The organism is Paenibacillus sp. FSL M7-0420, assembly GCF_038002345.1.
Classification (GTDB): domain Bacteria; phylum Bacillota; class Bacilli; order Paenibacillales; family Paenibacillaceae; genus Paenibacillus_AQ.
Map to the genome: position 1 here is coordinate 1,430,236 of NZ_JBBOCJ010000001.1, position 22,366 is coordinate 1,452,601.

Annotated in this window: 13 protein-coding genes; 9 read left to right on the forward strand and 4 right to left on the reverse strand. The window is 55.2% G+C overall.

The genetic code is table 11. The features are described from left to right. The first annotated feature begins 74 nt into the window (after window positions 1–74). A complete protein-coding gene (locus MKX51_RS06165) occupies window positions 75–1,142 on the forward strand; it encodes an SGNH/GDSL hydrolase family protein (protein ID WP_340991604.1) in 1,068 nt (355 codons plus the stop codon). A gap of 7 nt (window positions 1,143–1,149) precedes the next feature. On the opposite strand, the gene MKX51_RS06170 is transcribed toward MKX51_RS06165, so the two are convergent. After that, on the reverse strand, window positions 1,150–3,195 hold the full coding sequence (locus tag MKX51_RS06170) for an ATP-dependent DNA helicase (protein ID WP_340991605.1): 2,046 nt from the start codon (window positions 3,193–3,195) through the stop codon (window positions 1,150–1,152). Window positions 3,196–3,403: 208 nt separating this feature from the next. Here MKX51_RS06170 and MKX51_RS06175 point away from each other — a divergent pair, with 208 nt between their 5' ends. The 3 genes from MKX51_RS06175 to MKX51_RS06185 all read left to right on the forward strand — a co-directional run bounded on the left by MKX51_RS06175 (window position 3,404) and on the right by MKX51_RS06185 (window position 11,780). Continuing rightward, window positions 3,404–4,693 carry a DUF1963 domain-containing protein gene (locus MKX51_RS06175; RefSeq protein ID WP_340991606.1) on the forward strand — a complete coding sequence of 430 codons (1,290 nt, stop codon included), beginning with the start codon at window positions 3,404–3,406 and terminating at the stop codon, window positions 4,691–4,693. Window positions 4,694–4,781: 88 nt separating this feature from the next. Beyond that, window positions 4,782–5,984: an ATP-binding protein gene (locus MKX51_RS06180; RefSeq protein ID WP_340991607.1), complete on the forward strand. Its 1,203-nt coding sequence runs from the start codon at window positions 4,782–4,784 to the stop codon at window positions 5,982–5,984. Window positions 5,985–6,071: 87 nt separating this feature from the next. Further along, window positions 6,072–11,780 carry a HAMP domain-containing protein gene (locus tag MKX51_RS06185; RefSeq protein WP_340991608.1) on the forward strand — a complete coding sequence of 1,903 codons (5,709 nt, stop codon included), beginning with the start codon at window positions 6,072–6,074 and terminating at the stop codon, window positions 11,778–11,780. Between the two features lie 112 nt (window positions 11,781–11,892). Here MKX51_RS06185 and MKX51_RS06190 read toward each other — a convergent pair whose 3' ends face one another. Continuing rightward, window positions 11,893–12,933 carry a LacI family DNA-binding transcriptional regulator gene (locus MKX51_RS06190; protein WP_340995519.1) on the reverse strand — a complete coding sequence of 347 codons (1,041 nt, stop codon included), beginning with the start codon at window positions 12,931–12,933 and terminating at the stop codon, window positions 11,893–11,895. A 266-nt stretch (window positions 12,934–13,199) separates the two neighbouring features. Here MKX51_RS06190 and MKX51_RS06195 point away from each other — a divergent pair, with 266 nt between their 5' ends. The 4 genes from MKX51_RS06195 to MKX51_RS06210 all read left to right on the forward strand — a co-directional run bounded on the left by MKX51_RS06195 (window position 13,200) and on the right by MKX51_RS06210 (window position 18,288). Next, a complete protein-coding gene (locus tag MKX51_RS06195; protein ID WP_340991609.1) occupies window positions 13,200–14,732 on the forward strand; it encodes a DUF5605 domain-containing protein in 1,533 nt (510 codons plus the stop codon). A 1-nt stretch (window position 14,733) separates the two neighbouring features. After that, complete coding sequence (locus MKX51_RS06200; RefSeq protein ID WP_340991610.1) at window positions 14,734–15,771, forward strand: Gfo/Idh/MocA family protein; 1,038 nt, start codon at window positions 14,734–14,736, stop codon at window positions 15,769–15,771. Window positions 15,772–15,951: 180 nt separating this feature from the next. Next, the gene (locus tag MKX51_RS06205) at window positions 15,952–16,617 is read left to right on the forward strand and encodes a serine/threonine protein kinase (protein WP_340991611.1); all 666 of its coding nucleotides are present in this window, start codon (window positions 15,952–15,954) and stop codon (window positions 16,615–16,617) included. A gap of 147 nt (window positions 16,618–16,764) precedes the next feature. After that, window positions 16,765–18,288 (forward strand): glycoside hydrolase family 43 protein, encoded by a 1,524-nt coding sequence (locus MKX51_RS06210; RefSeq protein ID WP_340991612.1) that lies wholly within the window; start codon window positions 16,765–16,767, stop codon window positions 18,286–18,288. A gap of 75 nt (window positions 18,289–18,363) precedes the next feature. On the opposite strand, the gene MKX51_RS06215 is transcribed toward MKX51_RS06210, so the two are convergent. Beyond that, window positions 18,364–19,224 carry a helix-turn-helix domain-containing protein gene (locus tag MKX51_RS06215; protein WP_340991613.1) on the reverse strand — a complete coding sequence of 287 codons (861 nt, stop codon included), beginning with the start codon at window positions 19,222–19,224 and terminating at the stop codon, window positions 18,364–18,366. Window positions 19,225–19,353: 129 nt separating this feature from the next. Here MKX51_RS06215 and MKX51_RS06220 point away from each other — a divergent pair, with 129 nt between their 5' ends. Then, window positions 19,354–21,069: an ABC transporter substrate-binding protein gene (locus MKX51_RS06220; protein ID WP_340991614.1), complete on the forward strand. Its 1,716-nt coding sequence runs from the start codon at window positions 19,354–19,356 to the stop codon at window positions 21,067–21,069. A 124-nt stretch (window positions 21,070–21,193) separates the two neighbouring features. On the opposite strand, the gene MKX51_RS06225 is transcribed toward MKX51_RS06220, so the two are convergent. Next, the gene (locus MKX51_RS06225) at window positions 21,194–22,090 is read right to left on the reverse strand and encodes a helix-turn-helix domain-containing protein (protein ID WP_340991615.1); all 897 of its coding nucleotides are present in this window, start codon (window positions 22,088–22,090) and stop codon (window positions 21,194–21,196) included. Window positions 22,091–22,366: the final 276 nt, after the last annotated feature.

The window sequence follows — 22,366 nt, forward strand, 5'->3', positions numbered from 1 at the left end:
CTTAACATATCATTGCTAATATAAAGCGCCTTTGCTACTGTTACGAATAGAAACGAGAGAAGGAAGGTTATGGAATGTCCCAGATGCAAACGTACCAACCGGCAGCTAATCAGGTCAGACTCATCGGACGGACCCACTGGATGGGGGAGGTGCTGTGGCTGGCTCTTTCGGGGAGCGGAGTGGAATTCTCATTCTACGGCCGGGCGGCCCGGATCACTCTGCAAGGCGATGATATCGCTGTAACCGGCAACAATCTGGCCCGGATCGGAATCAGCGTTAACGGCCAGCGGGTGATAGACGATCAGGTGGATCAGCTACGCAAAACGTATACAGTGTTCGAAAGCGACACCGGGCAAGAGGTTACTGTAAGAATTACGAAGCTGTCTGAAGCAGCCATGTCAACGGTTGGCATTGCGGAGATCGCGGTGCTGGCTGAGGAAGGGATTAAGCCGACTCCATCTCCGCAGCATACGATCGAATTCATCGGTGATTCCATTACCTGCGGGTATGGTGTGGATGATGAAGAAGCGCTGCATACCTTTTCTACGGCTACAGAAGATGTAACGAAAGCTTATGCCTACCTGAGCGCAGAGCAGCTTGGTGCGGATTACAGTATGGTGTGTTACAGCGGATACGGCATTATTACCGGCTATACCGAAAATGATCAGAAGCTCACCACGCATCTTCTGCCCGATTACTACGAGAAGGTAGGCAAGTCAGAAGGGAGGTTCGGCGGCAGTCTGCTGCCTCAGGAGATAGCTTGGGATTTCAGCAGATTCACGCCGGAGCTGATCGTCATTAATCTGGGGACCAACGACGATTCGTACACGAAGGATGACCCTGCCAAGCAGGCGGATTATGCAGAGAACTATGTCGCTTTTCTACAAATGGTCAGACGGAATAATCCCGATTCGGCCATACTATGTACGCTGGGAATCATGGGGGACAGGCTGTATCCTGTTCTGGAGCAGGCGGTTGGCCGCTATACCAAGGAAACCGGCGACAGCAGGATCTCTGTGATGAAATTCGAGGTGCAGCTAGAGGCGGATGGCCACGCTGTTGATTATCATCCTTCGCAGGTGACGCATCGCAAAGCGGCGGATAGACTGGCGTCAGAGATCAGGAAGCTGATGAAGTGGTGATTGACGGTCACCGGTGAATTCCCTTCTCGCGCACAAACCTCTCCAGCACCCCGAACTCCTCCGTCACCTTGGTGAACGGCAGCGCGGCAAGGACCTGCTCCCGGTACGGGTTGCGGGCTCCAGCCGACAGGCGCGAATCCAGGATGCTGAGCACGCCGAGGTCTGTCTCGCTGCGGATCAGGCGCCCGGTGCCTTGCCGCAGGCGGAGCAGCATGTCCGGCACATAGACCTCCATGAGCGGATTCGCCGCCTGCTCCGCCTTGTATTCGTAGACAGGATCCGCCGGAACCGGAAACGGCAGCCGGAAGACGATCAGATGCGACAGATCTGCACCCTCGATATTCACGCCTTCCCAGAATACACCGGTACTCAGCAGCACGCCCTTACTCGCCCGGAACTCAGCGATCACCCCGTCTTGGGACGAGCCTTCCCGCTGCATATGCAGCGCCCATTTCAGCTTCTCCCCACTCAGCTTCTTGTGAATGTATTTCATATCCTCTTTGGCCGAAAAAAGCACCAGCGTCCGCCCGTCCGTTACATTGCACAGCCGCAGCAGCTCCTTATACGCCGCTTCCAGATAAGCTTCCCGGTTATGGTGGTTATAGTAAGGAACGTTTTTGGCAATATACATCATCGTGTGGTTGTCATAATCGAACGGTGAAGCCTGACGCTCCATATACTCCCCCCTGTAGCCCAGCGAGCGGGACAGATAAGCGTATTGCTCCTCCAGCGTGTCACCGGACTGGCTGAGGGTTGCGGAGGTCAGGATGACAGAGGTTTTGCCGCTAAACAGACTGTATTTCAGGAATCGGCTGATCCCCTTGGGGCAGATGCTGACGGCAGCTTCTCCCCGGGGCTGGCTGGCCCAGAGCAGATAGTTGTCCTCCGTCCCGGCAAGCACCTGGAAGAGGCCGATCATTCCGTTCACCGCTTCGAAGGTATTGTCAATCTCCCGTTCATGCCGGGAAGTCAGCACCGAGAGACTGAGGCGGAAATCCTGCAGAAGCTGCACGGCCTGCTGCAGCGGGACTCCTGTAATCTCCGATACTTTAATCCGGTCAGTGTCCTGCTTCGCCGTGTGCAGCAGGTCTGCTTCAATCTGTCTGAATACCTCTTTGGCACAGCGACGGACAAACTGGAAGGACTTCATCAGGCTGCGGTCTGCGGATTGCTTAAAGAGCAGCTGCATAGCATCCTCCAGCACCCGGGAGATCTGCCGGAAGGTGAATTCGAGCGTCTGGGCATCTCTAACCTTGGCTTCCAGATTATGCGCTTCATCTATAATGATCAGCGCGGGGCGTTCTGCGATCAGGCCCTTGGTCCCTTCCTTTTTCTTGATCAGGTCACGGATCAGCAGGTCCTGGTTCACGATGATGAAGTCCATCTCGCCCGGGCCGGCGTTGATCTTGGCCCGCATGTCGTAGAAGGTGCAGGTATGCTTGTAGTGGCAGTGCTCGAACTTGCAATCCGTCACACACACGTTAGACCATAAGGCATCACTGACCCCGCCCTTCAGGTCTGCCCGTTCGTTGATTTCTGCATTCAGGATACGTTCTGCCATTACCGTGAGCGGGGAGCCGGACTCCCCGGACGGGAACAGGTCCGCTGCCCGGTACCGGCAGGCATATTGCCCCATGCCCTTGCCGACTACAGAGCGGACCATGGAGAAGCCGAGCCGGCTGCCGATGAACCGCAGATCCTTATGGATCTGTTCGGAGAGCTGGATGGACGAGGTGGCGATAATGACCGGCTGCCGGGAGAACTGGTTGATGAGCAGGCCGGGAATCAGGTAGGCGAAGGATTTGCCGATGCCGACACCGGCTTCAATCATGGCATTCCGGCCATGGATATAAGCGTCGGCAATATCCAGCGACATATCCTGCTGGCCGAGCCGTTCGGTGAGACCGAGCCGTTTGAACCGGTCATACATGCGGAAGATCGCATTGACTAGAGCAGGCTCGGCGTCTTTGGCCGGCTCCTTCTTCTGTAATTTGTAGAGATCATTTAACCAGCTGATGACGACCGCCCCTTTTCCTGTCAATTGTCCTGTCAATGTTAGTCTTGTCCTGCATGGATTACGGCAGAGGTTGTTATTATCTTAGATGGCGGGCGAAGAGTCAAGGGTTAAGGCTGAATTTGTAATCTAGATTCTGGAAGTTCGTCCCTTGCAGGCGGGAGCGGGGCTACATTCGATCGGAAGGTCCGTATCTATTATAATGAGGGCATAATCTGCGTACTGATCATGAAGGGAGAGAGAGGATATGAGCGAACGTCTGCCTTGTCAGACCCCCGGCTGCACGGGAAAGATTCTTCCAGCAACCGCACTGAAGACCGGAGGCATCTGTATGCCCTGCTACCAGCAGAAGAAAGCGATGGAAAGACAGGCTTATATTGAACAGAACCGCAAAGAGGTGAACAGGTATGCGGGTATCCATGATCCGGTTGAAATTCTCACCATTATGCACAGCCCCCGGAAGCCTGACCCGCTGATCAAGGAAGTTCCTTACCCCCGGACTGCACAGGAGCTGTATCATGATCTGACAGAGGAAGAGAGAGAACGGATGGAGAGCTATGCCGTTCATTTATTGGAAGAAGAGGATATAGACCAGGCAGAGATGGTTCTGGTGTCCCTCCTCTGCTTCACGGATACACAGCTTGGGCCGGGTCTGGAAATGCTCCTCCGCACAGGGAATTATGCACCCGCGATTCTTTTCAAGGATGCTGACGCGAAGGTCCGGGACCGGCTCATTGCCCAGGTGGAGTCGGATCCGGTTAACCGTAATCTGCTGCTGCTGGGGCTGGCCTGGATTGGCGATGAAGAGGTGGTCAGGCTGTTCGCGGCATGGCGGCAGTCCCCGCCGGAGTGGGCAGCAGCGTTATATCAGGCGCCCGAGACATATGCCCTTGAAGCAGGCTGGGAGCTGGATGCCGGAGGCGGCAAAAGGCAGCTGTACCATTCCGAATGTTACCCCTTCCTGGTAAGCAGGGAAGACACTCCGCAAGCCCCCGGCGCTCCGGCGGCAGTTCAAATGCTCCAGACAGGAACGGACGCCTGTCCTTGGTGCGGAGGTGCGCTAACTGTCTTATTCGATTATGATTTGCAGCATCCGCAGGTTAGGTTCATGGAGCTGCCCGGCAAGCGTCTGAGGATTGCAGCCTGTATGCACTGCAACTGTTATGGCACTATATATATGAAGGCCGACCTGGAGGGCGGGTATTCATGGAGTGAATATAATGCTGTTCCCGGATATCTGCCTGACAATACAGGAGGAGCATTGGCGTTCAACACATGGCATGTCATGCAGCTGTCGGAACAGCCGGCAGGCACATATGAGAGTGCATACTGGGTTCTGGAGGCACCGGCCTCGCAGATCGGAGGTCATCCGGCCTGGATTCAGGATGCGGACTATCCGCCCTGTCCCTGCTGCGCACAGACGATGACTTTTGCGGCGCAGGCGGATATGGGCCAGGTGGCGGAGGACGAGGGGATTTATTATGCTTTTCTGTGCCGGAAGTGCCTGATTACAGCGGTGAATTACCAGCAGACCTGAGTTTCGGGATTTGAAATTTTGGGTATATAAGCTATATTTTCGAAATATAAACGCAAGGCATGCCACAAGCTGGAAAGTGAGGGTTCTCATGGATTTTCCGGTCAACATCCTGCTCGTAGACGATCATCCCGAGAATCTGCTTGCCCTTGAGGCCGTTCTCCGCGGAGAGCCTTACCGGTTGTTTCGGGCCTATTCCGGGATTGAAGCTTTACGTTGTCTGCTGGAGGAGGAATTCGCCGTCATTGTGATGGATGTGCAAATGCCGGGCATGGACGGGCTGGAGACGGCGAGCCTTATCCGTACCCGGGAGAAGAATCATGTGGTGCCGATTATTTTCATGTCCGCGAACAGTACTACGATGGAGGATATCTTCGCCGGCTACTCTGTCGGTGCGATGGATTACATGACGAAGCCCTTCGTCCCGCAGCTGTTCAAGTCCAAAATTGAGGGTTACGTCAGCATGTATGAAGCGAATAAGAAGCTGCAGCTCCAGAGCGAGATGCTGAAGCAGCAGGCCCGGCAGCTGGAGAAGACGAATCAGGAGCTGAGGGAAGCCAAGGAAGCCGCAGAAATTGCCTCCAAGGTGAAATCGGAGTTCCTGGCGATGATGAGCCATGAAATCCGCACGCCGCTGAACGGGATCATCGGGATGTCTGATCTGCTGCTCGCCTCGGATCTGCCGGAGGAATATTGTGAGATGGCGGGGATTATCCATACAAGCAGCAATGCCCTTCTGTCGGTGATCAATCCCATTCTCGATTATTCCAAGCTGGAATCCGGGAAGCTGGTGGTGGAAGCGGCGCCGTTCTCCCTGCAAGACTGCCTGAGCGAGACAGTTGCTCTATTCACCGCGAGGACCCGTGAGCGGAAGCTTGATATGGTGGTGGAGATTGATCCTGCTGTGCCGCCTGATCTGGTGGGAGATGTGAACCGCCTCCGCCAGGTACTGAATAATCTCGTAGGCAACGCCGTGAAGTTCACCCATGCAGGCAGTGTATACATAATGGTTAACAAGCAGGAGGGACCGGCGGAGAAGCTTACACTTGAATTCACAATCAGAGACACAGGGATCGGGATTCCCCCGGATAAAATCGGCGAGCTGTTCCAGCCCTTCTCCCAGCTCGACGCCTCTACCACACGCAGGTTCGAAGGTACGGGACTTGGCTTATCGATCAGCAAAGCTCTGGTGGAGCTGATGGGCGGAAGTATCCGGGTGGAGCCGTCGGATGAACCCGGGGCTACGTTTGTTTTTACAATTGTCGTTCAGGAGTATCATGGACCGGTGGCGTAGAAGATGTCATCGCCAGGCCGGTCAGGCTGGAGGCTATACAACAGGTCATGCAAAAATACGTGCTGAATAAGGGGCAGGGTTGATACTATGAGCGATGACAACCAAATTAAAGAAAACCAGGGCGATGGAATAGACGCCGGTGAACTGCTGAGCGCCTTGATGGCGATGAAGAAGGGCAATTTCTCCCACCGGATGCCGTATGACCGGACGGGAATCGCCGGTAAGGTAGCGGATACGTTCAACGAGATTATGGATATTCAGGAGAGCCTGGTGAACGAGGTTCAGACGGTGGCCAGAGTGGTCGGCAAGGAAGGGAATCTGTCCAGGCGGTTCGTGCAAAAGAATCTGGGCGGGTCCTGGGAGACGGTGACCGATTCCTTGAACGGACTGGTGATTGACCTGATTCAGCCGACCAGCGAGATGGTCCGGGTCATTAACGCCGTAGCCAAGGGCGATCTGTCCCAGCAGGTGGAGCTGGCGATTGAAGGACGGCCGCTTACCGGCGAGTTCCAGCGAACGGCAAGCAATATCAATATGATGGTGAATCAGCTCAGCACGTTCGCCTCTGAAGTTACACGCGTAGCGCGTGAGGTGGGTACCGAAGGTATTTTGGGCGGACAGGCTGATGTGAAGGGGGTCTCCGGCACCTGGAAGGATCTGACCGATAGCGTCAATTATATGGCGACGAATCTTACGGATCAGGTGCGCAATATCGCGGCGGTGACCACGGCCGTAGCGAACGGCGATCTGTCGAAGCAGATTACGGTCAATGCACGGGGCGAAATCATGGAGCTGAAGAATACGATCAACACGATGGTGGACCAGCTCTCCATGTTTGCCTCTGAGGTGACCCGGGTGGCGCGCGAGGTCGGGACCGAAGGCAAGCTCGGCGGACAGGCCGATGTGAAGGATGTCTCAGGCACCTGGCGGGATTTGACCGAGAGCGTCAATTACATGGCGTCCAACCTGACGAACCAGGTGCGGAATATCGCGGTCGTGACCACGGCGGTAGCCAACGGCGATCTGTCGAAGAAGATTACCGCCGATGTGCAGGGTGAAATTCTGGAGCTGAAGAACACGATCAATATCATGGTGGATCAGTTATCGACCTTTGCTTCCGAGGTGACCCGGATGGCGCGCGAGGTCGGTACGGAAGGCATTCTTGGCGGGCAGGCTGACGTTAAGGGCGTGTCCGGCACCTGGCGGGATTTAACCGAAAGCGTCAACTATATGGCGTCCAACTTAACGAATCAGGTGCGCAATATCGCGGAAGTGACCACGGCGGTAGCCAAGGGCGACTTGTCGAAGACGATTACCGTCGATGCGAAGGGCGAGATTCTGGAGCTGAAAAGCACCATTAACATCATGGTGGACCAGCTCAGCAACTTCGCCTCCGAGGTCACGCGTGTGGCGCGCGAGGTATCTACGGAAGGGATTCTCGGCGGACAGGCCGATGTGAAGGGGGTCTCCGGGACCTGGAAGGATCTGACCGACAGCGTGAACTTCATGGCGGGCACGCTGACGGATCAGGTGCGCAATATCGCCGAAGTAACGACAGCCGTGGCGAAGGGGGATCTGTCGAAGCAGATTACGGTGAATGCGACCGGCGAGATTCTGGAGCTGAAGAACACCATTAACACCATGGTGGAGCAGCTGTCGATCTTCGCCTCCGAGGTAACGCGCGTGGCGCGTGAGGTCGGCACTGAAGGGATGCTGGGCGGACAGGCGCAGGTGAAGGGCGTAGCCGGGACCTGGCGCGATTTGACCGAGAGCGTGAACTATATGGCGTCTAACCTGACGAATCAGGTGCGCAACATCGCGGTGGTAACGACAGCGGTGGCGAACGGGGATCTGTCCAAGAAAATCACTGCGGATGTACAGGGTGAGATTCTGGAACTGAAGAACACGATCAATACGATGGTGGACCAGCTCTCCATGTTCTCCTCCGAGGTAACGCGTGTAGCGCGCGAGGTCGGTACAGACGGCAAGCTCGGCGGCCAGGCGCAGGTGAAGGGAGTCGGCGGCACCTGGAAGGACTTGACCGAAGGCGTAAATAACATGGCCCGCAATCTGACGGACCAGGTGCGTAATATTGCAGATGTGACCACGGCGGTAGCCAAGGGCGACCTGTCCAAGAAGATCACCGTAGACGTCAAGGGCGAGATTCTGGAGCTGAAAAATACGATCAACACGATGGTGGACCAGCTCTCCATCTTCGCCTCCGAGGTGACGCGTGTAGCGCGCGAGGTAGGCACTGATGGCAAGCTTGGCGCGCAGGCCGAGGTGAAGGATGTCTCCGGCACCTGGAAGGATCTGACCGATACGGTGAACTTCATGGCGAGCAACCTGACGATTCAGATGCGCAATATTGCCGGTGTAACGACGGCGGTCGCGAACGGGGATCTGTCCAAGAAGATTACGGTGGATGTCAAAGGCGAATTGCTGGAGCTGAAGAACACGATCAATACGATGGTGGATCAGCTGAATTCGTTCGCCTCCGAGGTGACGCGTGTAGCGAGCGAGGTCGGCACGGACGGGAAGCTGGGCGGACAGGCCCAGGTGCGCGGTGTCGGGGGCATCTGGAAGGATCTGACTGACAACGTGAATATCATGGCCACCAATCTGACCGATCAGGTGCGGGGAATCGCCAAGGTCGTGACGGCAGTGGCGAACGGTAACCTGAAGCAGAAGCTGACGGTTGAGGCTAAGGGCGAGATTGCCGAGCTGACGGATACGATAAATAACATGATCGAGACGCTGGCCACCTTCGCTGATCAGGTGACTACCGTGGCCCGCGAGGTTGGAGCTGAAGGGAAGCTGGGCGGGCAGGCCAGCGTGCCGGGGGCTGCGGGCACCTGGCGTGATCTGACCGACAACGTCAATTACATGGCGAGTACGCTGACCACACAGGTGCGGGCAATCACCAATGTGGCGACAGCAGTGACCAACGGCGATCTGTCACGGGCGATTGATGTGTCCGCCTCCGGGGAGGTTGCCACGCTCAAGGATAACATCAACGAGATGATCCGTAATCTGAAGGAGACGACCCGCATCAACACCGAGCAGGACTGGCTGAAGACCAATCTGGCCAAGTTCTCGCGGATGCTCCAGGGGCAGCGTGATCTGTATGCAGTCAGCCGGATGATCCTGTCCGAGCTGGCTCCGCTGGTATCGATGCAGCATGGCGTCTTCTACATTAATGAACCCTCCGGCGGGGAAGCGGTGCTGAAGCTGTTCGCCAGCTATGCGTATCAGAACCGCAAGCATCTGGCGAATGAATTCCGGGCGGGGCAGGGGCTGGTCGGCCAGTGCCTGATTGAGAAGCAGCGGATTCTATTAACCAACGTTCCGGGCGACTATGTCATGATCTCGTCCGCACTGGGAGAAGCGACGCCGCTTAATATCATTCTGCTGCCGATCATCTTCGAGGATCAGGTGTTGGCGATTCTGGAACTGGCGACCTTCCGGCCTTATAGCGATATCGACATCGCCTTCCTGGATCAGCTTACTGAATCCATCGGCAGTGTAATTAACACGATGCAGGCGAACCAGCGTACGGAGGAGCTGCTGATCCAGTCCCAGTCGCTCACCGAGGAGCTGCAGAAGCAGCAGCTGGAGCTGCGGAGCACGAATGACGAGCTGGAGGATAAGGCGAAGCTGCTCGTACTCCAGAAGGCAGAGGTGGAGAGCAAGAACCATGAGGTGGAGGTGGCCAAGCGTTACCTGGAGGAGAAGGCGGAGCAGCTTGCCCTGACCTCCAAGTACAAATCCGAATTCCTGGCCAACATGTCCCATGAGCTGCGCACTCCGCTCAATTCCTTGCTGCTCCTGGCAGAACAGCTGGCCGAGAATCCGGATGAGAATCTGCATGAGCTGCAGGTGAAGTTCGCCAAGACGATTCAGGATTCCGGGCTGGAGCTGCTGAACCTGATTAATGATATCCTCGATCTGTCCAAAATCGAATCCGGCACAATCACGCCGGATTTCAGCGAAGTCTCGCTGGCGGAGCTGACGGACGGGCTGGACCGTTCTTTCCGCCATATGGTGGATGCCAAGAAGCTCGACTACCGGATCAAGATTGATCCCGGTGTACCGGCCAGCATCGCTACGGATTCCAAGCGTCTGCTGCAAATCCTGAAGAACCTCCTGTCGAACGCCTTCAAGTTCACCGAGCAGGGACAGATTATGCTGCAGATCCGCAAAGCGGCCGACGGGTGGCACCCGGATAAGGAGTCGCTTGAGCGGGCGGCAACGGTCATCTGCTTCTCGGTAAGTGATACGGGAATCGGCATTCCGGCGGAGAAGCAGCAGATTATCTTCGAAGCGTTCCAGCAGGCGGACGGCAGTACGAACCGGGAATATGGCGGAACGGGTCTCGGTCTGGCCATCTCCCGCGAGATCGCCGAGATGCTCGGCGGAGAGATTAGCCTGTACAGCGAAGTGGGCAAGGGAAGCGTATTTAACCTGTACCTGCCGACAGATGCGGAATTCACTGAACCGGAGCCTCCGAAGGCTCATGTTCCGGAGGTCATTGACATTACCCCGGCCAAACGCAGAAGCAGCCTTGTCAAGCCGGAAGAGGAGCCCTTCGCGGATGACCGCGATGGGATTGAACCGGGAGACCGGGTGTTCCTGATCGTTGAGGATGACCAGAAGTTCAACGAGATCATTCTGGGGATGCTCCACAAAAAAGGAATTAAAGCGGTTATCGCCACCAGCGGCTGGGATGTCCTGGAGCTGGTTCAGAAATACCAGCCGTCGGCCATCACGCTGGATCTGCATCTTGGCGGAGATACGGACGGCTGGCTGGTGCTTCAGCAGCTCAAGAACGATATCGGGGTAAGGCATATTCCGGTCTGCGTAATGACCGTGGATGAAGACGAGGTGCAGCTGCTGCAGAAGGGGGCTTACGACTATTTCCGCAAGCCCGTGACCAATGAGGAGCTGGAGAATGCGCTGGACCGGCTGAACCGGTTCGCGGATCACACCACGGCTAATCTGCTGGTCGCCGTCCAGGATGAACAGGAGCGCAAGCATATAGCCGAGCTGCTGGACAATCCGGATCTTACACTCACTCTTGTAGAGACCGGGCGCAAAGCCTTGAACCAGTTGAACAGCAAGACGTTCGATGCGATCGTGCTGGACAGCAGCCTGGCAGATATGAATCTGATCCGCTTCCTCCGGGAGATGTACAAGAACGCCAGGAACAAGAGAATTCCCGTGCTGGTGCAGATGAACCGGAAGCTGACGCCGGAGGAAGAAACCGAATGGGATGAGCTGGCCAAGATGGCGGTGCTCAAAGAGGTGAAATCAGATGCCCAGCTGATTGATGAATCGACGCTCGCCCTGCACCGCAAGGCAGAGAATCTGCCGCCGCTCTCCAGAGAGAAGCTGGTGAAGCTGTATCAATCGGATGAGATGATCGAGTATAAAAAGGTGCTTGTCGTGGATGATGATATCCGCAACATCTTTGCGCTTACCTCTATTCTGGAGCGTCATCAGATGAAGGTGATCCCTGCGGAGAATGGCCAGGATGCGATCACGCTGCTGGAGCAGACGCCGGATATCGGAATTGTCCTGATGGACATCATGATGCCGGGAATGGACGGCTACGAAACAACCCGGGCGATCCGGGAGAAGCCGGAATGGAGGGACCTCCCGATTCTTGCGCTTACCGCCAAGGCGATGAAGGGGGACCGGGAGCTGTGCCTGGAAGCAGGCTGCTCCGATTATATTACCAAGCCGGTGAACAGCGGACAGCTGTTATCGATGATGCGTACCTGGCTGGACAAATAGGACAGAACGTATAGGACAGGACTATGCAGACAGGAACAGGAGCCAACCCCTTAGCCGCGATCAGGCGGTTAGGGCTGGCTCCTGTTTTTTGCGTATAAGCGGTTAATGCAGCTTACTGATCCGCAGAGGGTTCGAGCCGCCGGCAGGAAGCTCTCTCAATCAAGAGGGTGTCGACTTTGACCTTGGTGCTGACTGTAGACTGCCGGTGAAGAGAAGCGGTGAACAGCTCCACGGCCCATGCAGCCATCTGTTCTTTCTCCACATGAACGGTGGTCAGCTCCGGGGTTACAATCTGTGATTCATTGATATTATCGAAGCCGATGACGGATACATCCTCGGGGATGGAGAAGCCCAGCTCGCTGAGCGCCTTGATCGCGCTGATGGCGATGTAGTCACATTCACAGAAGAAGGCGGTGGGAAAAGGCTGTCCGCTGTCCTTCAGCCGCTGCAGCTTGTCCCGTAACGGTCCCTGGGAGGAAAATAAAGTCGGCGGCACCGCCAGCAGGCTGCTCCGGGGGATCTCCACCTGCGCCTCTGCCATGGCGTCCATGAACCCGCGCTGCCGTTCCCCGAAGTTATGAATCCGCTCCTCGGATGCGATATAACCGATGCTCCGGTGCCCGTGGCCGGTCAGATAGGTGCCTGCCTGATAAGCCCCCATATAATTATTGATCTCGACAAAATGGACAGGCAGCGCATCGAAGCAGGTGTCCAGCACGATCAAGCCGGGCAGCTTGTCCGCGATATCGGCTATTCTGGCCGCATCCAGGCTGGTGCCGAGCAGAATCACGCCGCTGGCGGGCTCCTCCATCACGGATTGAATGCCCTGCTCATAGTGCTTTTCTTCAATCGCGGAGAACATCAGACTGTAGCCCCCCATCCGGCAGCGCTCCTCGATATGATGAATCAGCTCCCGGAAGAAGGGCTGCTGATAGTACTCCTGATGGACCAGTCCGGCATTGGTGAACACCAGGAACCGCAGGGTGGTGGGGTTCGCCTCAGCGGCTGCTGCTCTTCCCCTGCCTGTATATCCGTAGGTCTCCGCCAGGCGCAGGATTCGCCCGCGTGTCTCCGGCCCGACCCCCGGCTTCCCGTTCAGCGCCAGCGAGACGGCCCCTTTGGAGACCCCGGCCAGCCGGGCAAGCTCCTCCATATTCAATGACAAGACCTCCATTCAGCATCGTAGCTTAAGTATGTTTAGTGTAAGGGAAGGTGGTGAATTTAGCAATGAAGCAGGGATTGAGTGTATCTGTTTAGTTTTGTTTAGCAATTAATAATAACATTGACGATAATTATAAGGTGATGTAGGATGGTTTTATCATGGTCGTATAGTTATTTAATCTTATTTTGTTTAGTTATTGTTTAGTTCAGTGTTACTTATTGTATATCTTAGGATTCATACAGAAGGGAGCAGGACTTATGGCTAATCCGAAGGAAGCCGGGCGGGCTGAAGCATTTCAGGGGAGGGCCTCCGTATCGGTGCCTGACCAGACTTCACAGTGGGGCGTATGTGAAATTGTATTGCACGGAGGCCCTGCCGGGGGCAATCCGTTTACGGAGGTAGCGCTGCAGGCGGAATTTTCGATGGGAGAATGTTCGGTTCTTGTTCTGGGCTTCTATGATGGAGACGGGGTATACCGCATCCGCTTCATGCCGGAGCAGCAGGGGAAGTGGACGTTCCGGACCAGCAGCAATGAGCCTGCGCTGCATGAGCTTGAAGGGGAACTGGAATGCACGGCTGCGGCAGGCGGGAATCACGGTCCGGTCCGGGTGCGGAATACCTTTCATTTTGCTTATGCGGACGGAACGCCCTATCTTCCTGTCGGCACGACCTGCTACGCCTGGACCCATCAGGGGGACGAAATGGAGCGCCAGACGCTGGATACGCTGAAAGCGTCTTCTTTTAACAAAATAAGAATGTGTGTGTTCCCGAAATCCTACTCCTATAACGAGAATGAACCGGAGTACTATCCCTATGAAGGCTCGGCCCAAGCAGGCTGGGATTACAGCCGGTTCAACCCGGCATTCTTCCGGCATCTGGAGGAGCGGATTGCAGACCTTGGGGAGCTGGGCATCGAGGCTGACCTGATTCTGTTCCACCCTTATGACCGTTGGGGCTTCGCGGATATGGGCAAGGAGGCGGATGACCGCTATCTCCGGTACCTTGTAGCCAGGCTCTCGGCTTACCGCCATATCTGGTGGTCGCTGGCCAATGAATATGATTTTATGAGAAACAAGATGCCGGCTGATTGGGAGCGGTATGCCCACATTGTAACGTCGTATGATCCTTACGGGCACCTGATCTCTAATCATAATGGCATTGCCTTCTATGATTTCAACCAGCCCTGGGTTACGCATTGCAGCATTCAGCGTGTAGATGCTTACAAGACCTCCGAGAATACGGACGAATGGAGACGGCGCTGGAATAAGCCTGTCGTGATCGATGAATGTGCCTACGAGGGCAATGTCGAGCATGGCTGGGGAAATATTACCGGGGAAGAGATGGTCCGCCGTTTCTGGGAAGGCGCGGTCCGTGGAGGATATGTCGGACATGGGGAAACCTATCTGCACCCGGAAGATAAGCTCTGGTGGGCCAAGGGCGGCCGGCTGTATGGCACGAGCCCTGAGCGGATTGCTTTTCTGCGCCGCGTGCTGGAGGAGGGGCCTTCAGAGGGGCTGAATCCGCTGCCTTCGGAGTGGGATCTGCCCAGAGCCGGGGTGGAGGATGAATATGTTCTCTATTATTTCGGGTTTAACCGGCCGCAGTTCCGCCAGTTCACGATGAACCCGGAGATCCGCTATAAGGTGGAGCTGCTGGATACCTGGAATATGACGGTGGAGGAGCTTGCGGGCAGCTATCAGGGAACCTTCAGGGTCGATCTTCCGGGACGGACTTATATGGCGGTGAGAATGACGCGCCTGCGCGATGAGTATGACCTGGAGGCGAAATAAGATGTGGAAGGTTGGTGTTGTGGGCGCCGGGTATTGGTCGGATAAGCATTTGCAGGCATGGCAGCGTATCCCCGGCGTTCAGCTTCAAGGCCTGTGCGACCTGGATTCGGACAAGATGCGCAGGAAAGCGGAAGCATACGGGATTCCCGGGGACATGCTGTACTCCACGCTGGAAGACATGCTGACTTCCGCAGACATCGATATCGTCGATATCATTACTGCGCCGGATACTCACCCTGAGCTGGTCGGACTGGCCGCACGGGCCGGGAAGCACATCCTGTGCCAAAAGCCTTTTGCCCGCTCCATGGAGGAAGCCTGTGAGATGGTGGAAACAGCCCGTGCTGCGGGCGTCCGGCTGATGGTTACAGAGAACTGGCGCTGGCTGCAGCCGATTCAGGCCATCCGCAAGCTGCTGGATCAGGGAACGGCAGGACGGCTCCAGACGATCCGTTATATCCACACGGATTATTATTCACCGCGGTTTGCCCCGGAGAATGAGCTTCCGCAGCCATTCTTCCGGGAGATGCCGAAGCTGCTGTTCTATGAGATGGGGGTTCACTGGTACGATACGTGGCGCTTTCTGTTCGGGGAGCCGAAACGGCTGTATGCCGAGACCCGGAAGGTCAGTCCGTATATTGCCGGAGAGGACGCCGGGCTGATCACCCTTGGCTATGAGGATTATATGGGCCTTATGGATATGAGCTGGGCCACCCGGCAGAATCTGCCCGGCCCGCTAATCCTGCCGGTGCTGCCGGACCATAAGGAGCAGTTGATTATCGAAGGCGATCAGGCAACGATCAAGCTGTACAGCAGCGGCAGGCTCAGCCTGATTGATAATAACGGGCTGGAGACGGCGATTTCGGAGGATAACGGCCTTGATTTTGAAGAGAGCCATTACCGGCTGCAGTCGCATTTCATTGAATGCCTGGACACTGGAAGGGAATTCCAGACGAGCGGCGAAGATAATCTGAAGACGCTTGAGCTTGTATTCGGGACCTACCGAAGTGCGGAGGAGCATGAGGTCATTCATTTAGCTTAACTCCAAGGTGGCGGCGTGGGATGATGGGCGAGTGTACCTATACGTTCAAATATACGAAGAGCCGGAGAGCCGTTGTCCGGTTCTTCGCCATGCTTACCGGCAAGATTGGCTGATCGCCGGGGAATAGCGTACACTGGGTGGATAGAGTCATTACTGAACTTAAGCTGCGGGGTGAGAAGGATGGACAAGCTGCTGGAGCAGATCACGGGCGAGCTGCTGGGACAGGTTAGTATTGAGAGCGTGAATCCGCTGGAGCCGGTGAAGGTCAGCGGTGTACCAAAGCCCTGGAGTGTGCTCGGAACCGGAAATTATGCAGCTGTCTTCTGCCGACAGGGAGCTGAGGAATTCGCAGTGAAGATCTACGCGCCGGGCAGGCCGGGCATTGAGGAAGAAGCAGAGGTATACCGCCGCCTCGGGTACCATCCAGCCTTCTCGGAGTGCTATTATGCCGGAGCGGATTTCCTGGTTCTCAAAAGGCTGGGCGGAGTCACCTTCTACGATTCCATGCAACGCGGCATTCTCATTACCGGACAGGCTATTGAAGACATTGACAACGCGCTTCAATATGCAAGGTCCCGCGGGCTGCGTCCGCATGATATCCATGCCAAGAATGTGATGCTCCGGGACGGACGGGGACTGATTGTAGATGTCTCTGATTTCCTGAAGGATGACGACTGCAGCATGTGGGAGGATTACAAGCGGCTGTATTACCGGTTGTACCAGCCGGTGGCTTCCCGCCGGGTATTTCCGGTTCCCCGTCTGATTCTGGAGACGGTCCGCAGAGGGTACCGGTTATGGCGTCGGCGGAAGCAGAGGCGGAGCGGCTTCAATCATTTGAAAAGGTAACTATATAACATCTGCACGGAACTAAGCGCGGCCATGTCTGGATTTTGCTATTCCCGTGACTTGAAAGTGAAGGTTTGGCAGAGCGATTCCATTTATAATCGATATAGAACCTAGAATTCAATTGAAAATGGACAGGAGCGCCTCTTCATGCATTATACCAATCCCATCATATCCGGTTTCCATCCCGATCCCAGCATCTGCAGGGTAGGGGATGATTATTATCTGGTGACCAGCACATTTGAATATTATCCGGGCGTCCCTGTCTTTCACAGCAGGGATCTTGTTCATTGGCGGCAGATCGGCCATTGCCTTACCACACCCAGCCAGTTGCCGCTGGAGAATTCGTGGAGCTCAGGCGGAATATTCGCGCCGACCCTCCGTTACCATAACGGCTGGTTCTATATGGTGACCACGAATGTAAGCGGGATGGGCAATTTCTTCGTCAAAACACAGCATCCCGAGGGACCCTGGTCGGAGCCTTACCTGATTGCACAGGGCGGCATTGATCCTTCCCTGTACTTCGATGAGGACGGGCGCGTATATTTCCAGTCCGCCATGGACGGCGGACAGGGGAACGGTATCTACCAGTGCGAGATTGATATCGGGACCGGGGAAATGCTGACCGGGAGCGTGCTGATCTGGACAGGAACGGGCGGCGCTCATCCCGAGGCTCCGCATCTGTACCGGAAGAACGGCTGGTATTATCTGATGATCGCCGAAGGCGGAACGGAGTACGGACATATGGAGACCATCGCCAGAAGCCGCCAGCCTTATGGCCCGTATGCTGCTTGTCCCCATAATCCGATTCTGTCCAACCGCAGTACGGCAATCAGCATACAAGCTACAGGCCATGCCGATCTGGTTGAGGCGCAGGACGGGAGCTGGTGGGCGGTGTGCTTAGGTATCCGTCCGGTCTCCTATCCGATGGGCCATCATCTGGGCAGAGAGAGCTTCCTGGCTCCCGTAAGCTGGACATCCGAGGGCTGGCCGGTTATCGGGAACGGCGGCCGCATCGAGCCGGTTATGGACTCCCCGCTGCTGCCGGAGGTCCGCTGGCCGGCGAAGCCCGTAAGAGACCATTTCGATGATACCCAGCTGGGGCTGGACTGGACTTGTCTGCGTAATCCGGCAGAAGGAAGCTGGTCGCTCGAAGAACGGCCGGGCCATCTCGTTCTGCATGGCTACGAGGCTACGCTGAATGAAGCCGCGGCACCTGCCTTTGTAGGCCGCCGCCTCAGCCACTTCACGACCAATATAGCAGCAGAGCTGGATTATGAGCCGCAGCATGAAGGGGAAGAAGCCGGAATTGCAGTGTACAAGAACGAGAAGCATCATTATGAGCTGGTGATCCGCTCTGTCAGCGGGCGGAGAGCCGCCGTATTCCGGCGGACGGTCGGTTCACTCCGGGTGGAGCATGTGGAGGAGTGTCCTGACGGGCCGGTCATCCTGAGAATCAAGGCGCTGCCCGGCAGCATAGAAGCCTCGGTTGAGGCACCGGATTCCCGGGTGATCGGGCTGGGGTCTGGAGAGACACATTATCTCAGCACAGAAATCTCAGGAGGGTTCACCGGGGTATTCGTTGCCATGTATGCAACGTCCGTGACGGGACAGGCCGCTCCGGCAGCGTATGACTGGTTCGATTATGAGCCGCTGGATCAGCCGGCGGTATAAGGTGTGAGCAGCAGTTCCTTGGGACATGCTGCTCTTTTTTGCGTTAAACGGCGTATGGACCTGGCTGCTGCACAACTACTGCTGATTGCGGTAGGCCTTCGGGGACTTGCCGTACGTTTTTTTGAAGAGACGGGCGAAGTAGTTACTGTCATTAAATCCGCATCTATAGGAGATGTCTGTAATAGGGTGTCTGGTGTGCTTGAGCAGTGAGCAGGCATGTTCCAGCCGCAGACGCTGAATATAAGCAATCGGTGTAGTCAGATAATACGCCTGGAATATTCTGTTCAAATGACGGACGGAAATATCCGATTTGGCGGCAATGGCATCAAGAGTAACCGGTTCATGATAGTGATCCTCAATATAGGAGATCGCACTGGCGAGGTGCATCAGGCTGTGGTCCACGCCCTTCTCCTGAATGTCATAATGTCTGGACAGATACACGACCAGCTCCATGAATTTGGAGGCGAGCATGGTCTGATAGCCGTGCTGCTTCTGTTCATATTCGGTAATCATGCCGGCCACAAGCGATGAGACAGCCTCCAGGCTGACGATGGGGAGGTTCATTTTGCTTTTATAGGCGTTAATGCTGCGGTAAAAGGGTTCTAAGACAAACAGCGCCTGATAGCCGTTCAGCGTTCTTAAGTCCGGTCCGGCCAGCTTAAGCATGCCTGACTTGTACATAATGTTGCAAATTCTGAAATCATAAGGGTCCTTATAAGCATGGGGAGTGCCGCCGTTAATCACGAATACATTGCCTTTCTTGATAAAAGCCTCTTCGTCGTTGACGATATGCGCAGCATGTCCGTTCAGCACAATGACAAGCTCGGAGAAGTCTGCATGCTGATGGAGGGAGGTGTCTTCTTCGTGCCCGCCATATTGGATAAAGAAAGGAAAATGCTCGTCAGTCGTGAACCAGTTCAAATATACATTGCTCACAAAGCTCCCACCTCAGAAATACGTATTTGTCTATATAATGCTAGTCTGCGACTTGAAAATCAAGGTTATCCGCCAAAGGTGACGCTAAAATATAACTGTAAACGCATTCAACCAAAGGGGATGAGACGGATGAAAAAACAAATGCCAAGAAGATTAGGGATGGGTCTGCTGGCAAGTATGCTGCTCATTTCGGCAGGCTGCAGCAACGGCAGCAGTGCCGGAAATAACACAAAGAATATAACGGACGGAAATAACAGCGCAAATGATACAGCTCCCGTAACGTTTACCTTCTTCGGCGCCGATGCCAGTCCGAATTGGAACAGGATGGAGGATGATATCGGCAAGGAGATTGTTGCCAAAACAGGTGTTACCCTGAACGCGGAATATGATGTGGGCAGCGGAGGGGGACAGGACAAAATCTCAATGATGGCAGCCAGCGGAGAGTATCCTGATATGATTTATGCCAAGGGAGAGCTGGGCAAGCTGGTGGATGCGGAAGCCATTATCGACCTGACCGAGCTGATTGATAAATATGCCCCGAATATAAAGAAGGTCATGGGCGGGAACATGAACCGGATGAAATACAGCAACGATAATCAGGCGATCTATTCGATCCCGACGAATGTCGGCATTGATCAGCAGAGCTTCGATGCGACGAACGGATTTCAGATTCAGCACCGCGTATTGAAAGAGCTTGGATATCCCGAAGTCCGGACGGTGAAGGATTTCGAGAATGTCCTCAAGGCGTATGTGGCTAAGCATCCAACGACGGACGGGCAGCCGACCATACCGCTGACCGTCAATGCTGACGGCTGGAAGATCATGATTACGGTGACCAACCAGGGCGATATCACTACCGGAGGAACCAATGACGGCGAATATTATGTGAACCCTGAGACGTACGAGACGATGCTGCATTATAAGAAGCCTGAAGAGAAGGAGTACTTCCGCTGGCTGAACCATATGTACAATGAAGGGCTGCTCGACAAGGAATCCTTTGTTCAAAAGGATGACCAGTACAAATCCAAAATCTCCAGCGGCCGGGTGTTGGGGCTTACCTCAGTGGAATGGGAGTATCAGGATGCGGAGAACGCCCTGAAGGCTGCGGGCAAAGACGAATATACGTACGCCCACTTCCCGGTTACGCTGAGTGAGGAGTACAAGGATCACGCCATGCAGTCTGTCGGAGTGGACGGCTACGGGATCAGTATCACCGCGGCTTGTAAAGATCCGGTCCGCGCGATTAAATTCCTGGACTGGCTGTCCTCGGAAGAAGGCCAGGTGCTGAGAAACTGGGGGATCGAAGGCAAGCATTATAATGTAGAGAACGGGAAGCGCGTCATCCCTGCCGACATTCTGGATCAGAAGGTCAACGATGCAGCAAGTTTCACCAAGGCGACAGGGGTGGGGTTGTATTCCACGCTGGGAGTCCGCTACGGGGACGGTGTGAAGGATTCTACAGGCAATTACTATACAACGAACTTCCCGGAACAGATTCTGGCCGAATATTCGGGTGCGGAGAAAGCGAGCCTGGCTGCGTATAACGCAACAACCTGGAAAGACCTGTTCCCGGCGGAGGATGAATTCCCGGTCAAGGAATGGGGCGCGCTGTACAATATGCCGGTGCCGACAGATGGGGATTATCAGGTAATCTATCAAAAGACGCAGGATATCGTCCACAAACGGATTCCCGAAGCCATCCTCTCCAGCACAGCCGATTTCGATAAAATCTACGACGATTTTATTGCGGAGCTGAATAAAGCGGGTGCAGAGAAAATGGAGAAGGAATATACAGAGCTGGTTAAAGCGAGAGTCTCGCTGTTTACCGGGAAGGAGATTGAGTAGCAGAGCCGCTTAGCTTACGCGGCAGAGATATTCAGAGATATTCAGAGATATTCAAAGATATTCAAAAGGGCCTTCCTGCAGCTGAGAAATTAGCCTGGAAGGCCCTTTTCGTTCGAGTACAGATTCAGCCCTTCGGGATCTTCCGGTAGCTTGAAGGAGAGAACCCCGAAATCTTCTTGAACAGCCTGGAGAAGTAATAAGGGTCGTTGATCCCTATAGCGGAGCCGACCTCCTTAATGCTGAGTTCGGTAAGATCGAGTAGATGGCCTGCGCGCTGGATTTTGAGCCGCAAGAAATACCCGATCGGGGAGACCCCGGTCTCGGCGTTGAAGATATAGATCAGATGCTGCTTCGACACGCCGACCTGCTTAGCCAGCTCAGGCAGGGTGAGGTTGCTGCCCAGCCGTCCGTTCATATACTGGATCGCCTGTTCCAGATAGGTCCCGCGTTTCTTCTCCTGCGCGGACGGGCCTGCCGTAATGCCGATGCCGGAGAGCAGCTGTCTGGCCGTCTGGGCGATGTGCACATGGGTAGCCAGGGCGTAGGTCCGCTCAGCCAGCAGCTCATAGGCAGGGACGAACCATTCAATGAGCCGGGCCTTGCCGCTCGGGGCCAGGGCGAGGGGAGCGCCCGACAATCCGAACAGCTTCACCAGCCGGTCCGCATGATTTCCTTTGAAATGGAACCAGTAAATGCTCCATGGCTCTTCCTGCATGGCCCCGTACCGGTGTGGGGTGTGTGGAGGAATAATCACCATGTCCCCCGGCTGCATGGTCATCTGCTCTCCATGATTCAGCTCCACCCAGCCCTCCCCCGCTTCACACAAGATCAAGATATGCGACGGGCTGCCTTCCAGGCGTTCCCTGAAATGATAACGGGCATTCGGGAAATAACCAATGTCCGTAATGAACAAGGAGGCGGTCAGCTCCTCCTGCTCCAATTCCTTCATCCAGTACTCCGGCAGCACATACAGCTTCTCCTCCACAAACCCTTCCGGCTTGCGGATATTGCCATCATTCATGCCGCTTCCCCTCCTGACAGATCGTATATAAACCAAACGTTAGACACCCTGGCCCAACAAGTAACTTCCCAATCTCTTCTCGCAGGCATCAGCGTATTCATCCGAAGGCTTAGAACGGAATAGCCCCTTCCAAAAGAAGTGCAATGAGTTTGTTGGGAGCTGTAGAGGCTGAATATAGGGAATGCGAGATGCTTGGGTGCTGGAATGCTACGGTGCTTCGGTGCTCGGTGCTCGGTGCTCGGTGCTGGGATGCTGAGATGATGAAAATGTTGCACA